The sequence below is a fragment of the Solibacillus sp. FSL K6-4121 genome (assembly GCF_038002585.1).
GTDB lineage: Bacteria > Bacillota > Bacilli > Bacillales_A > Planococcaceae > Solibacillus > Solibacillus faecavium.
Window position 1 is genome coordinate 530,807 of record NZ_JBBOCS010000001.1, and the last position, 14,161, is coordinate 544,967.

At 42.7% G+C, this 14,161-nt stretch carries 8 protein-coding genes, 8 tRNA genes and 3 rRNA genes; all 19 read right to left on the minus strand.

Going from position 1 to position 14,161, the window contains the following annotated elements; all coding sequences use genetic code 11:
- Positions 1 to 481 precede the first annotated feature (481 nt).
- Complete coding sequence (gene tsaD, locus MHH95_RS02690) at positions 482 to 1,495, minus strand: tRNA (adenosine(37)-N6)-threonylcarbamoyltransferase complex transferase subunit TsaD (protein ID WP_340726362.1); 1,014 nt, start codon at positions 1,493 to 1,495, stop codon at positions 482 to 484.
- Positions 1,495 to 1,938, minus strand: coding sequence for a ribosomal protein S18-alanine N-acetyltransferase (gene rimI, locus MHH95_RS02695; protein WP_340726363.1), 444 nt, complete (start codon positions 1,936 to 1,938; stop codon positions 1,495 to 1,497). The genes tsaD and rimI overlap by 1 nt, the downstream gene beginning before the upstream one ends.
- Positions 1,938 to 2,642 (minus strand): tRNA (adenosine(37)-N6)-threonylcarbamoyltransferase complex dimerization subunit type 1 TsaB, encoded by a 705-nt coding sequence (tsaB, locus tag MHH95_RS02700; protein ID WP_340726364.1) that lies wholly within the window; start codon positions 2,640 to 2,642, stop codon positions 1,938 to 1,940. Before tsaB ends, rimI begins: the two co-directional genes overlap by 1 nt.
- Positions 2,639 to 3,091 carry a tRNA (adenosine(37)-N6)-threonylcarbamoyltransferase complex ATPase subunit type 1 TsaE gene (gene tsaE, locus MHH95_RS02705; protein ID WP_340726365.1) on the minus strand — a complete coding sequence of 151 codons (453 nt, stop codon included), beginning with the start codon at positions 3,089 to 3,091 and terminating at the stop codon, positions 2,639 to 2,641. The genes tsaB and tsaE overlap by 4 nt, the downstream gene beginning before the upstream one ends.
- Before the next feature lie 153 nt (positions 3,092 to 3,244).
- A complete protein-coding gene (locus tag MHH95_RS02710) occupies positions 3,245 to 3,583 on the minus strand; it encodes a hypothetical protein (protein ID WP_340726366.1) in 339 nt (112 codons plus the stop codon).
- 140 nt (positions 3,584 to 3,723) lie between these two features.
- On the minus strand, positions 3,724 to 4,815 hold the full coding sequence (locus tag MHH95_RS02715; RefSeq protein WP_340726367.1) for an NADH-dependent flavin oxidoreductase: 1,092 nt from the start codon (positions 4,813 to 4,815) through the stop codon (positions 3,724 to 3,726).
- 391 nt (positions 4,816 to 5,206) lie between these two features.
- Positions 5,207 to 5,322: ribosomal RNA gene (gene rrf, locus MHH95_RS02720) — 5S ribosomal RNA — on the minus strand.
- Between the two features lie 99 nt (positions 5,323 to 5,421).
- Positions 5,422 to 8,350: ribosomal RNA gene (locus MHH95_RS02725) — 23S ribosomal RNA — on the minus strand.
- 286 nt (positions 8,351 to 8,636) lie between these two features.
- Positions 8,637 to 10,192, minus strand: a 16S ribosomal RNA gene (locus MHH95_RS02730).
- The 16S, 23S and 5S rRNA genes sit together here with 8 tRNA genes alongside, the layout of an rRNA operon.
- A gap of 195 nt (positions 10,193 to 10,387) precedes the next feature.
- Positions 10,388 to 10,461 (minus strand) — tRNA-Gly (locus MHH95_RS02735).
- Between the two features lie 21 nt (positions 10,462 to 10,482).
- Positions 10,483 to 10,559 (minus strand) — tRNA-Arg (locus MHH95_RS02740).
- A 15-nt stretch (positions 10,560 to 10,574) separates the two neighbouring features.
- A tRNA-Leu gene (locus tag MHH95_RS02745) sits at positions 10,575 to 10,660 on the minus strand.
- A 54-nt stretch (positions 10,661 to 10,714) separates the two neighbouring features.
- Positions 10,715 to 10,790: transfer RNA gene (locus tag MHH95_RS02750), tRNA-Lys, on the minus strand.
- A gap of 5 nt (positions 10,791 to 10,795) precedes the next feature.
- A tRNA-Gln gene (locus MHH95_RS02755) sits at positions 10,796 to 10,870 on the minus strand.
- A gap of 5 nt (positions 10,871 to 10,875) precedes the next feature.
- A tRNA-Asp gene (locus MHH95_RS02760) sits at positions 10,876 to 10,951 on the minus strand.
- Between the two features lie 35 nt (positions 10,952 to 10,986).
- Positions 10,987 to 11,061 (minus strand) — tRNA-Glu (locus MHH95_RS02765).
- A gap of 5 nt (positions 11,062 to 11,066) precedes the next feature.
- Positions 11,067 to 11,142 (minus strand) — tRNA-Asn (locus tag MHH95_RS02770).
- Between the two features lie 194 nt (positions 11,143 to 11,336).
- Positions 11,337 to 11,804: a SprT family protein gene (locus tag MHH95_RS02775; protein WP_340726368.1), complete on the minus strand. Its 468-nt coding sequence runs from the start codon at positions 11,802 to 11,804 to the stop codon at positions 11,337 to 11,339.
- 76 nt (positions 11,805 to 11,880) lie between these two features.
- Positions 11,881 to 14,052 (minus strand): Tex family protein, encoded by a 2,172-nt coding sequence (locus tag MHH95_RS02780; protein ID WP_340726369.1) that lies wholly within the window; start codon positions 14,050 to 14,052, stop codon positions 11,881 to 11,883.
- Positions 14,053 to 14,161 lie beyond the last annotated feature (109 nt).

Sequence of the window (14,161 nt, forward strand, 5' to 3'; positions counted from 1 at the left end):
ATACTAATTCTATAATTTGCCTATCAACATAATAATCATATATATAGGTCAATACGCCAAATTTCTACAAATTTCTCCACAATTTTATACACATTACAAATCTAGTTCTACCAACATATCAACATAGTTTTCCACATTATCCACAATTAAAATCAAAGTTATACACAATCCGATGTGAAAAAGACACCACTATATATAGATAAGTCACATGTTTTCCACAAGTTATTAACACTTTGTGCATAAGTACGCATGTTCGTACAACTTTTTTGTGATTAATTAACTTTATCTGTGGATAATTTTCAGAAAAATTCAACATTGAATAAAATCTTGTTATAAATGAGATTTATCTACCATAAATTATTAGTTTCGACTTTCTTATATTATTGCAATACACTAAAACAATTATCCCTTTATTTTTTCCCATAAAAAAAGCATGATAGAACGGAAATAATATAATTCCGTTCTATCATGCTTTTGGTCCTTATTTCCAACTATTTAGTTCCATACCAGGACGGCCATTCATAGCTAAATCCCCACGAATACCTGCTTGATACATTTGATAGGCAGCTGCACCAATCATAGCAGCATTATCTGTACATAATTTTAACGGTGGTACGAAAAACGGAATACCTTCTTCTTTAAATGCTTTCTCCAATGCTGTACGTAGCCCTTTATTTGCCGATACGCCACCAGCTGCAATAACTTGCTTCACATGATATTCTCGTGCCGCGCGTACTGTTTTCGCTGTTAATACTTCCACAACACTATCTTGGAATCCTTTTGCGACTTTTTCAGGAATAATTTCTTCCCCGCGCTGATCCATATTATGCTTGTAATTAATAACAGCCGATTTTAAGCCACTAAAGCTAAAATCATAGGATCCTTCCTCCAACCAAACACGAGGAAAAGGTACAGCCTCAGTTGCTTCGTGAGCCAAACGGTCAATATGGGGTCCACCTGGATATGGCATATTTAATACACGTGCTACTTTATCATAGGCTTCTCCAGCCGCATCATCACGAGTTTCACCGATTACTTCAAATAAGCCATGTTCACGCATTAAGACCAGTTCAGTATGTCCGCCTGACACAACTAATGCTAACAATGGGAATTCCATCGGCTGTACTAAATTGTTTGCATAAATATGCCCTGCAATATGATGAGTTCCAATTAACGGTAAGCCGTGAACAAATGAAAAAGCTTTTGCCGCATTAATCCCGATTAATAAAGCTCCTACTAGACCTGGACCTTCTGTTACCGCTACAGCAGTTAAATCTTTTGGTTCCATATTTGCCTGATTTAATGCTTCTTCTAATACAATTGTTACCTGTTCTACATGATGGCGTGACGCAATTTCAGGTACAACACCTCCAAAGCGTTTATGACTGTCAATTTGCGATGACACGACATTTGAAATAATTTCTGTTCCATTTTTAATGATTGCTGCTGCCGTTTCATCACAGCTTGTCTCTATTGCTAATATATAGTTATCCATTATAATTTCACCCACATTACTAACGCATCTTCATGATTATCCGTATAGTAGCCTTTACGAAGCCCACCCTCTTGGAATCCAAGCTTGCGATATAAATTTTGTGCAACCGTATTTGTTACACGTACTTCTAAACTCATGACGTCCATATTAGCTTCTTTGGCTATTCGCATCGCCTCACGCATCAACCCTTCACCGATACCTTGACCACGTACAGAGTTCACAACAGCTACATTTGTGATTTGAGCTGCATCAATAACAAGCCAAATTCCACAAAAGCCGATAATGTCACCTGTCTCGTTTTCGGCTATTAAGTAATGAGAAAATTGATTTTCTGTCATTTCATAATAAAACGACTCCAACGTCCATGGTGTTGGAAATGTGGCAAGCTCTATTGCATGGACAGCTGGAACATCGTCAATCACCATTTTACGATACTGTACCATTAGTGTTGCTCCTTTTTTTGTTCCTTAATCCAGTTCGCTTCTGCTTCTGCAATACGGCGATATTGGGGAACAAATGTATGAGTGGATTCAATGTTCGGTAATGGCATTTGCTGAGCTAATGCTATTAGCTCGGAAGCTCTCGGTAAATCCATTGTATAAGGTGCTCTTATGGCTAAATCACCTAATACATGATGAATTTTTTCAAAGTATACTTCAACATCGCTCCCTATAAATAAAATTGGACGATTAAGTTGTTGAAGTTTAAGTAATAATCCGTCTATATGATCGTGATAATCTTCAATCACTGTATTTAAACTACCTGATTCATAAACCGCTGCATATACATTTTGACGGCGCGCATCGATTAAAGAACAAATCGCATAATTAGAAATACGGGCATTGGCAGCCAGCACTTTTAAGCTGGAAACTCCTACTAATGGTTTTTTTAGTGACCAAGCTAAAGTTTTGGCAAGGGTAACACCAATACGGACACCGGTATAGGAGCCAGGTCCTTCCGAAACAGCAACAGCCTCGATATCTGCTGGTACTAATCCTGCCTTTTTTATTACTTCTTCAATTGCGGGCATTGCTCCAACTGAATGTGTTAACTTTATATTTTGTACCACTTCTACTAGCACTTTATTTTCCTTTACTATTGCAACTGAAAGCGGTGCATTTGCTGTTTCAATTCCTAACCAAATCATTTTAATAACTCCTCACAAAGGCGAATATATTTTTCGCCAATTGGTTTCAATACAAATTTACGTTTCGTTTCATCAATACGTGTAATTTCTATTGCTAAACGTTCTTCTGGTAAATCCTCTTCAATCAAATGCGCCCATTCAACTACTGTTACCGCATCACCAAAAAAGATTTCCTCCCACCCTAAATCTTCATCGCTATCGGCTAAACGATAGACATCTAAATGGTTCAGTGGAATTCGTCCTTCATACTGTTTCATAATCGTAAAAGTTGGGCTATTAACTGTACGTTTTACACCAAGACCTTTTGCAAAGCTCTGTGTAAAAGTCGTTTTACCAGCACCTAAATCGCCTTCAAGCGTAATTGTATATTGAGATTGAACTAAACTCGCCAGCCTTATCGCAAGTGCTTGCGTCTCCTCAAGTGTTTCTATATATTTTTCGTATATCATTTAAAGTTGCTTCCTTCCACAAAAAAATCCATTACCTCTAGTTTACTTGAACTGAGGCAATTGTTCAAAATGTATCACTTTTAGATGGATGTTTACAGGATAAATCTATATAAAAAGAAAAATCTTATAAGCAAAATGCCTATAAGATCCATTTTAACGTGAAGAGTTACCTTTTCGTTCTACTATTTCTTTTTGGACTAAACCATCCTCTTTAAATTGCAGACGATAAGCCTGTGTCATTAAAAATTCATCATTCCATTCAAAAACTCCATTATCTATTTCTTCACCGGCACCTCCCGTAACCCTCACTACCTCCAGATACGACATACCTTCTTCCAGCTTATTAAATTCCTCTTCGTTCATGTACTTCTGCCACGTAAACGCATTACCTTCTTCAATTTCCAAAATTTCATCAGTACATGCAGAAACGAGCATCATTAGAAAGAAAACCAGACAAATAGATAGGTAGATAATAAAACCCTTTTTATTCATCAGTATCCCTCCTTTACTTATGTATATAGCGGACTTTTCCCGTAATATCGCACTATAAAACATTTCTGTAGCATAAAAAAGGTTTAGTAAAGGAATTCCCCTTTTACTAAACCTCTTGTAATAAACTAAATGAACTTTGATTAAAAACCTGGTACCCACCCTGGTCTAGATTGCAGTCTTTTCAGTAATGGGCTTGGAAGTACAGTATCAACGTTTTCATTGTATGCTGTATTAACCTTCTCTCCCTTTTGCACTTTTTCAACCCAGTGAGGTTCAATAAGTAATGCACGACCGAGCGCAACTAAATCTGACCCTAGCTGTAATGCATGCTCTGCCTCTTCAACAGTATAAATGGAACCAACACCAATTAAAGGTTTTCTTCCATCTAATAAGCTTTGAATAGCGGAGATACGATTTTGTTGTCCTTTTTCATAGCGGTGTGTCTCAGAGCGGAAATCACCAAGTGAAATATGCAAGTAAGTTAGCTCTGTTTTAGCTAATTCATCTACTAACATAATTGTATGATCCATCGTAATCCCATCTTCCTCTGGCTCTTCTGGACTGAATCGATAGCCAACTATGAACGACTCATCTGCATACATATTTTTATTCTTTAGAACTTCTTCCACTATCTCTAAAGGGAATCGCATACGTTTTTCAATGGTACCACCATATTCATCGGTTCTTTTATTTGTAAATGCTGAGTAGAATTGCTGAATTAAATACGTATTCGCTCCATGGATCTCAACACCATCAAAGCCTGCTTGAATTGCTCGTCTTGTTGCTTCTCCATATGCCTTAATAATTTGTTTCGTTTCATCGAGTGTTAATGGTCGAGCTTCATTTTTTTCTATTGTAATTGCTGCACTTGCGCTTACAACATCGCCATTTGGAACTAAGTGCTGAAGTGACTGACGACCGCCATGATGAATTTGCAGTACCGCCTTAGCACCACCTTGTTGAATAGCTTGTGCAATCCTTTGTAAGCTTGGGATATAGTGATCCTCATGAGCTGCTATTTGCCCCGGAAATGCCTTTCCATTTGCCGCAACATAAGCACATGCCGTAATAATCATGCCAGCTCCTGAAGCACGTTCTTTATAATAAGCAATCTCTTCATCAGAAACTGTATCATCTTCGTTAGCCGAATATGTTGTCATTGGGGCCATTACAAAACGATTTCTAAGTTCAATCTTTTCATTTAACTTAACCTTTTCAAAAAGTGCCTTCATTACTTTAATTCCTCCTTTTGCTATGACTATGACTTTAACTAAACAATCAATTATTTTCAAGCAACAGCTACTAAACTTATAAGTTTGCTTTTGGAGTGTTTTATATTGGCACTAGTGGATGGGGATATGATCCTGCCATCAACAGAAAATAAGATAAGATAAGCGACGTTTTTCCGGTTATTTGTAGATGGGCACTAGTTTAAGCTATAAATAAAGGTCAAATTTCCGGTTATTCATGGAAAAAGTGTGTGTAATTCTATTTTTGTGATCAATAGGCGGAATTCTTCCGTTTATTTTCGTCTTTTTATATTTTAATTTCTAAATAAGCGGAATTTCTCCCTCTATTTTTTGTCGACAAAAAAACCACTGAAAATTCAGTGGTTTTGCGTGTGCGAAGCGACGTCCTACTCTCACAGGGGGAAGCCCCCAACTACCATCGGCGCTAAAGAGCTTAACTTCCGTGTTCGGTATGGGAACGGGTGTGACCTCTTTGCCATCATCACTTCACTATTTTCGGCTTCCAATACAGCTTATGTCTTGGAACCCTTTGAAAGAATCATTCTTTCAAAACTGGATAAACGGTTCATTGAATTTGTGCAATAAAATGTGGTTAAGTCCTCGACCGATTAGTATTCGTCAGCTACATGCGTCACCGCACTTCCACCTCGAACCTATCTACCTGATCGTCTTTCAGGGGTCTTACTTACTTGCGTAATGGGAAATCTCATCTTGAGGGGGGCTTCATGCTTAGATGCTTTCAGCACTTATCCCGTCCACACATAGCTACCCAGCGATGCCTTTGGCAAGACAACTGGTACACCAGCGGTGTGTCCATCCCGGTCCTCTCGTACTAAGGACAGCTCCTCTCAAATTTCCTACGCCCACGACGGATAGGGACCGAACTGTCTCACGACGTTCTGAACCCAGCTCGCGTACCGCTTTAATGGGCGAACAGCCCAACCCTTGGGACCGACTACAGCCCCAGGATGCGATGAGCCGACATCGAGGTGCCAAACCTCCCCGTCGATGTGGACTCTTGGGGGAGATAAGCCTGTTATCCCCGGGGTAGCTTTTATCCGTTGAGCGATGGCCCTTCCATGCGGAACCACCGGATCACTAAGCCCGTCTTTCGACCCTGCTCGACTTGTAGGTCTCGCAGTCAAGCTCCCTTATGCCTTTACACTCTTCGAATGATTTCCAACCATTCTGAGGGAACCTTTGGGCGCCTCCGTTACTCTTTAGGAGGCGACCGCCCCAGTCAAACTGTCCGCCTGACACTGTCTCCTACCCCGCTAAGGGGCATGGGTTAGAAGTTCAATACAACCAGGGTAGTATCCCACCGACGCCTCCTCCGAAGCTGGCGCTCCGGGATCTCTGGCTCCTACCTATCCTGTACAAGTTGTACCAAAATTCAATATCAGGCTACAGTAAAGCTCCACGGGGTCTTTCCGTCCTGTCGCGGGTAACCTGCATCTTCACAGGTACTATAATTTCACCGAGTCTCTCGTTGAGACAGTGCCCAGATCGTTACGCCTTTCGTGCGGGTCGGAACTTACCCGACAAGGAATTTCGCTACCTTAGGACCGTTATAGTTACGGCCGCCGTTTACTGGGGCTTCAATTCACAGCTTCGCTTGCGCTAACCGCTCCTCTTAACCTTCCAGCACCGGGCAGGCGTCAGCCCCTATACGTCACCTTACGGTTTTGCAGAGACCTGTGTTTTTGCTAAACAGTCGCCTGGGCCTATTCACTGCGGCTTCTCTAGGCTATGCACCCAAAGAAGCACCCCTTCTCCCGAAGTTACGGGGTCATTTTGCCGAGTTCCTTAACGAGAGTTCTCTCGCACACCTTAGGATTCTCTCCTCGACTACCTGTGTCGGTTTGCGGTACGGGCACCTCTCACCTCGATAGAGGCTTTTCTTGGCAGTGTGAAATCAGGAACTTCGCTCTAAAGAGCTCGTCATCACAGCTCAACGTTATAGTATGCGGATTTGCCTACATACACGCCTTACTGCTTGAACACGCGCAACCAACGGCGTGCTTACCCTATCCTACTGCGTCCCCCCATTTCTCAAACGGTGAGGAGGTGGTACAGGAATATCAACCTGTTGTCCATCGCCTACGCCTATCGGCCTCGGCTTAGGTCCCGACTAACCCTGAGCGGACGAGCCTTCCTCAGGAAACCTTAGTCATACGGTGCATGGGATTCTCACCCATGTTTCGCTACTCATACCGGCATTCTCACTTCTAATCGCTCCACCAGTCCTTCCGGTCTGACTTCAACGCTATTAGAACGCTCTCCTACCACGCATACTCAAAGTATGCATCCACAGCTTCGGTGAATCGTTTAGCCCCGATACATTTTCGGCGCAGCGTCACTCGACCAGTGAGCTATTACGCACTCTTTAAATGATGGCTGCTTCTAAGCCAACATCCTGGTTGTCTAAGCAACGCCACATCCTTTTCCACTTAACGATTACTTGGGGACCTTAGCTGGTGGTCTGGGCTGTTTCCCTCTTGACTACGGATCTTATCACTCGCAGTCTGACTCCCGTGTATAAATATCCGGCATTCGGAGTTTGTCTGAATTCGGTAAAGCGAGATGCCCCCCTAGTCCAAACAGTGCTCTACCTCCGGTATTCTCAATCACGAGGCTAGCCCTAAAGCTATTTCGGAGAGAACCAGCTATCTCCAGGTTCGATTGGAATTTCTCCGCTACCCACACCTCATCCCCGCACTTTTCAACGTGCGTGGGTTCGGGCCTCCAGTGAGTGTTACCTCACCTTCACCCTGGACATGGGTAGATCACCTGGTTTCGGGTCTACGACCACGTACTAATTCGCCCTATTCAGACTCGCTTTCGCTGCGGCTCCGTCTTCTCAACTTAACCTCGCACGTAATCGTAACTCGCCGGTTCATTCTACAAAAGGCACGCTATCACCCATTAACGGGCTCTAACTACTTGTAGGCACACGGTTTCAGGATCTATTTCACTCCCCTTCCGGGGTGCTTTTCACCTTTCCCTCACGGTACTGGTTCACTATCGGTCACTAGGTAGTATTTAGCCTTGGGAGATGGTCCTCCCGGATTCCGACGGAATTTCACGTGTTCCGCCGTACTCAGGATACACTCTGGAGGGAATGAACTTTTGACTACAGGGCTTTTACCTTGTTTCGCGGACCTTTCCAAGTCGCTTCGTCTAACTCATTCTTTTGTAACTCCGTATAGAGTGTCCTACAACCCCAAAGAGCAAGCTCTTTGGTTTGGGCTCTTCCCGTTTCGCTCGCCGCTACTCAGGGAATCGAATTTTCTTTCTGTTCCTGCAGGTACTTAGATGTTTCAGTTCCCTGCGTCTGTCCTCATCACGCTATGTATTCACGTGTAGATACTATCCGATTAAAGATAGTGGGTTCCCCCATTCGGAAATCCCCGGATCAAAGCTTACTTACAGCTCCCCGAGGCATATCGGTGTTAGTGCCGTCCTTCATCGACTCCTAGTGCCAAGGCATCCACCGTGCGCCCTTATTAACTTAACCAAAAGTTAACACTTGGATAAAATCCAAGATTTAAGTTTACACGTCAATTGCTTGACTTGTTACATTTCTATAAAATAGAAATTTGTTTTATTGCTTTCAATGTCGTTTTATCCAGTTTTCAAAGAACGAATATGCTTCCTGTCTTACTTCTTCGCATATTTGCGACGAGTAACCGCAGGAGCAAGTGTTTTGAAGTATTCCATTCAATTAAGAATGAACCTTCAAAACTGAACAGCAAACGTTAATGTTTCATTCCCCGAGGGAATGATTCCGAAATAATCCTTAGAAAGGAGGTGATCCAGCCGCACCTTCCGATACGGCTACCTTGTTACGACTTCACCCCAATCATCTATCCCACCTTCGGCGGCTGGCTCCATAAAGGTTACCTCACCGACTTCGGGTGTTACAAACTCTCGTGGTGTGACGGGCGGTGTGTACAAGGCCCGGGAACGTATTCACCGCGGCATGCTGATCCGCGATTACTAGCGATTCCGGCTTCATGTAGGCGAGTTGCAGCCTACAATCCGAACTGAGAACGATTTTATCGGATTAGCTCCCCCTCGCGGGTTGGCAACCGTTTGTATCGTCCATTGTAGCACGTGTGTAGCCCAGGTCATAAGGGGCATGATGATTTGACGTCATCCCCACCTTCCTCCGGTTTATCACCGGCAGTCTCCTTAGAGTGCCCAACTGAATGATGGCAACTAAGAATAAGGGTTGCGCTCGTTGCGGGACTTAACCCAACATCTCACGACACGAGCTGACGACAACCATGCACCACCTGTCACCGTTGCCCCCGAAGGGGAAACTATGTCTCCATAGTGGTCACCGGGATGTCAAGACCTGGTAAGGTTCTTCGCGTTGCTTCGAATTAAACCACATGCTCCACCGCTTGTGCGGGCCCCCGTCAATTCCTTTGAGTTTCAGTCTTGCGACCGTACTCCCCAGGCGGAGTGCTTAATGCGTTAGCTGCAGCACTGAGGGGCGGAAACCCCCCAACACTTAGCACTCATCGTTTACGGCGTGGACTACCAGGGTATCTAATCCTGTTTGCTCCCCACGCTTTCGCGCCTCAGTGTCAGTTACAGACCAGACAGTCGCCTTCGCCACTGGTGTTCCTCCAAATCTCTACGCATTTCACCGCTACACTTGGAATTCCACTATCCTCTTCTGCACTCAAGTTCCCCAGTTTCCAATGACCCTCCCCGGTTGAGCCGGGGGCTTTCACATCAGACTTAAGGAACCACCTGCGCGCGCTTTACGCCCAATAATTCCGGACAACGCTTGCCACCTACGTATTACCGCGGCTGCTGGCACGTAGTTAGCCGTGGCTTTCTAACAAGGTACCGTCAAGGTAGCGCCAGTTACTACGCTACTTGTTCTTCCCTTGCAACAGAGTTTTACGAACCGAAATCCTTCTTCACTCACGCGGCGTTGCTCCATCAGACTTTCGTCCATTGTGGAAGATTCCCTACTGCTGCCTCCCGTAGGAGTCTGGGCCGTGTCTCAGTCCCAGTGTGGCCGATCACCCTCTCAGGTCGGCTACGCATCGTTGCCTTGGTGAGCCGTTACCTCACCAACTAGCTAATGCGCCGCGGGTCCATCTTATAGTGACAGCAAAACCGTCTTTCAACTTCCAAACATGTGTTTAAAAGTATTATTCGGTATTAGCCCCGGTTTCCCGGAGTTATCCCAATCTACAAGGTAGGTTACCCACGTGTTACTCACCCGTCCGCCGCTAACGAAAATTCGGTGCAAGCACCAAAAATTCGTCCGCTCGACTTGCATGTATTAGGCACGCCGCCAGCGTTCGTCCTGAGCCAGGATCAAACTCTCCATAAAAGTAGTTTGAAAGCTCATTTGCTTTGCTAGCGATTTAACTTAATTAAAAGTTAAAATCTATTGTTTGCTTCATTTAAGAAGCTTGTTTCCTTAACGTTGCTTGTTCAGTTTTCAAGGTTCATTGTATTGTCGTTAGCGACAACTTTTATATCATACAACATCCTTTTGTGAATGTCAACAGTTTTTTAAAAAAACTGGAGCGGGTGATCGGAATCGAACCGACAACATCAGCTTGGAAGGCTGAGGTTTTACCACTAAACTACACCCGCATTTTATTATTTTATGTTTTTTGGCGCGCCCGACAGGAGTCGAACCCATAACCTTCTGATCCGTAGTCAGACGCTCTATCCAATTGAGCTACGGGCGCAAGTTAAAAGTTACTTGGTGCGGCCGAGAGGACTTGAACCTCCACGGGGTTGCCCCCACTAGGCCCTCAACCTAGCGCGTCTGCCATTCCGCCACGACCGCTTCATTCGACTTTAATTATTATACATCTTTAAAATAATTTGTCAATATGAAAACTGGTGAGCCATGAAGGACTCGAACCTTCGACCCTCTGATTAAAAGTCAGATGCTCTACCAACTGAGCTAATGGCTCCAAAATGGCTGGGGTACCTGGATTCGAACCAGGGCATGACGGAATCAAAATCCGTTGCCTTACCGCTTGGCTATACCCCAATAAATGGCGGTCCCGACCGGGATCGAACCGGCGATCTCCTGCGTGACAGGCAGGCATGTTAACCGCTACACCACGGGACCATAAGTAAACTATAATTATAATATGAAATTAAAAGTGGTGACCCGTACGGGATTCGAACCCGTGTTACCGCCGTGAAAGGGCGGTGTCTTAACCACTTGACCAACGGGCCTACAATGGCTCCGAAGGCAGGACTCGAACCTGCGACCTGCCGGTTAACAGCCGGATGCTCTACCAACTGAGCTACTTCGGAATAATAACTTCTTAGCGACATCATCTTGTCGACTTTTACTATTATAGATATCGAAATAAGTTTCGTCAACACTTTTTAATAATTTTTTTTAAAAATAATTTATTTCCTATTATATATACAAAAAAACATATTCATCTGAAAAGCTCACAATTAATCTTTTCCTTTATCTTCTACTATCTAAACATCTTATTAAGTTAAAGTTCACTTCGCAAAAATTTAATTTTCCCTCGGCAAATGCTACAAGAGTACTTTTTTACATCCATCTTTTTTTTCCTTTTATAAATCTGCCCACAATTTACACAACTATACATATGAATTGCCTTTTTCTTTAGAGGTTTATTTGGCTGCTCTATTGTAGAACAAAATCTTGGCGCTCCGACCTTTTTCAATAAATTTCGGAAATCCGCATCTCGATGCTTATAGCCCATTCCTAAAATATGTAAATGATAATGGCAAAGTTCATGTAAGATAATCCCCTTGAGCTCTTGTAAACCGAAATGATCATAAAGCTTTTTATTGAGCTCTATATTATGACTACTTAATAAATACCGTCCACCCGTTGTTTTTAAACGACTATTAAAATACGCTTTATGAACAAAAGGTCGGTTAAAATATTCATTAGATAACTGTTCTACAAGTTCTTGAAGTTGTTCATCTGTCATACGCTACCTCCCCACACATAATAAAAAAGCACATATTAATTTATGCGCTTTTTATTATAATTGATATTTATTTACTTTACACGTTTAGTTGATTTTCCGGTGAGAGCATCGTTAATGAAATACGCCCTTTACTTGCTTCTACCTTTTCTACCCATACCGTCACAATGTCACCTAATGATACGACATCTAACGGATGCTTTACCCGGCCCTTCTGCAATTTAGATATGTGAACTAGACCGTCTTGTTTTACACCAATATCCACAAACGCTCCGAAATCCACAACATTTCGAACAGTTCCTTGCAATTCCATTCCTACTTGTAAATCATCCATCTGCAATACATCCGTTTTTAGTAAAGGCTGTGGAAATGCATCTCGAGGATCACGGGTTGGCTTTATTAAAGTATCAATAATGTCCTTCAAGGTTACTTCTCCGACATTTAGTGTTTCACTTAATGTCGATAAACTTAATTTATTAATAGCCTCTTCTGCCTTTTGCGTACCTACATCTTTTTTTGTTACCCCCGCTGCCTCCAATATTGCTTCAGCCAATTTATAGCTCTCTGGGTGAATGCCGGTTGCATCCAATGGGTTTTTTGCTTCTGAAATACGTAAAAAGCCAATTGCTTGCTCATAGGTTTTGGCACCTAAACGCGGTATCTTTTTAAGCTGTGTCCGTGAAGAGAATGATCCATTTTCACTTCGCATAGCTACAATATTTTCAGCCACTGTTTTGGATAGCCCTGATACATATTGTAAAAGTGATGCAGATGCCGTATTCACATCAACCCCCACTTGGTTTACTGCAGTTTCTACAATGAACGTCAATGATTCAGCTAGCTGTTTTTGAGATACATCATGCTGGTACTGACCTACACCGACAGCTTTCGGATCAATTTTCACCAACTCGGATAGTGGATCCTGTAAACGGCGTGCAATTGATACGGCACTACGTTGCTCTACTTGTAGATTCGGGAATTCCGCACGTGCCACTTCCGATGCTGAATACACCGATGCCCCTGCTTCATTTACAATAACATAGGCAATATCCCCATCAGTTTCTTTCAATAACTCCGCAATAAATTGCTCTGTTTCACGAGATGCTGTACCGTTCCCTATCGCAATAATACTAATTGGATATTTTTTCAGTAATGCTTTAACAGCCTCTTTTGCTTTTGATGGATCTGATGTTGTATGCGGATAAATAACCCCAACTTCAATCATTTTCCCTGTCTCATCAACTACCGCTAGTTTACAACCTGTACGGTAAGCAGGGTCTACACCTAGAACAACTTTTCCGCGCATTGGAGGCTGCAATAATAGATTTCTCAAGTTTTCCGAAAAAATGTGAATTGCTTGTGCCTCAGCTTTTGAAGTAAGTTCCGCCCGCAATTCGTTCTCAATGGATGGTTTAATTAAACGTTTATAGCTATCAGTAATCGCTGATTTAACTTCATTCACAGACGGGCCTATAAAGTTTCTAGGAATAAAATGATTTTCCATTTGAGCAGTGGCTTTATCTACAGGTACTTCAATTGAAACTCTTAATACTTCTTCTTTCTCCCCACGATTCACCGCCAATGTACGGTGCGGGGCCATTCGGTGGACAGGTTCCTCATATTCATAATACATTTCAAATACTTGCTTCTCATCCTTATCCGCATTTTTCAACATAGTCACGAGCTTTCCTTCTCGCCAAGAAAGAGTACGTAGTTTTTCGCGAACTGTAGCATCATCTGCAAATCGCTCCGCTAATATGTCACGCGCACCTGTCAATGCGTCTTCAATCGTTATTACACCTTGTTCTTCGTTTAAAAACGGATTCGCAAGCTGTTCTAAAGATTGCTTACTAAATTTTAATATTTGTTCTGCCAACGGTTCTAAGCCACGCTCTTTTGCAATTGTCGCTTTGGTACGGCGTTTTTGCTTATACGGACGGTATAAATCTTCCACTCGTTGTAAAACTGTTGCTGCATTAATTGATGCTTGTAACTCCTCGGTTAACTTCCCTTGCTCATCAATCAAGCGAACTACTTCTTCTTTACGTGTTTCGAGTTGTTGTATGTAATGGTAGCGGTCTTCTACTGCCTTAATTTGAACTTCATCCAAGGAACCTGTAACTTCTTTTCGGTAGCGTGCAATAAAAGGTACGGTATTGCCCTCTTCTAATAACCCAATAACTGCTTGCGCTTGTTTTGGTTCTACATTCGCATCTTTGGCGATTATCTGTAACATTTTTTGTTGCTCCATTATGCCACTCCTTTAAATTTTAAACTGCCTTTAGTGTATCACTTATGGATAAGTATTTTCCCAATTATCGATCAAATTCCCGTAAAAAAAGAGCCTACTTATCTAGTAG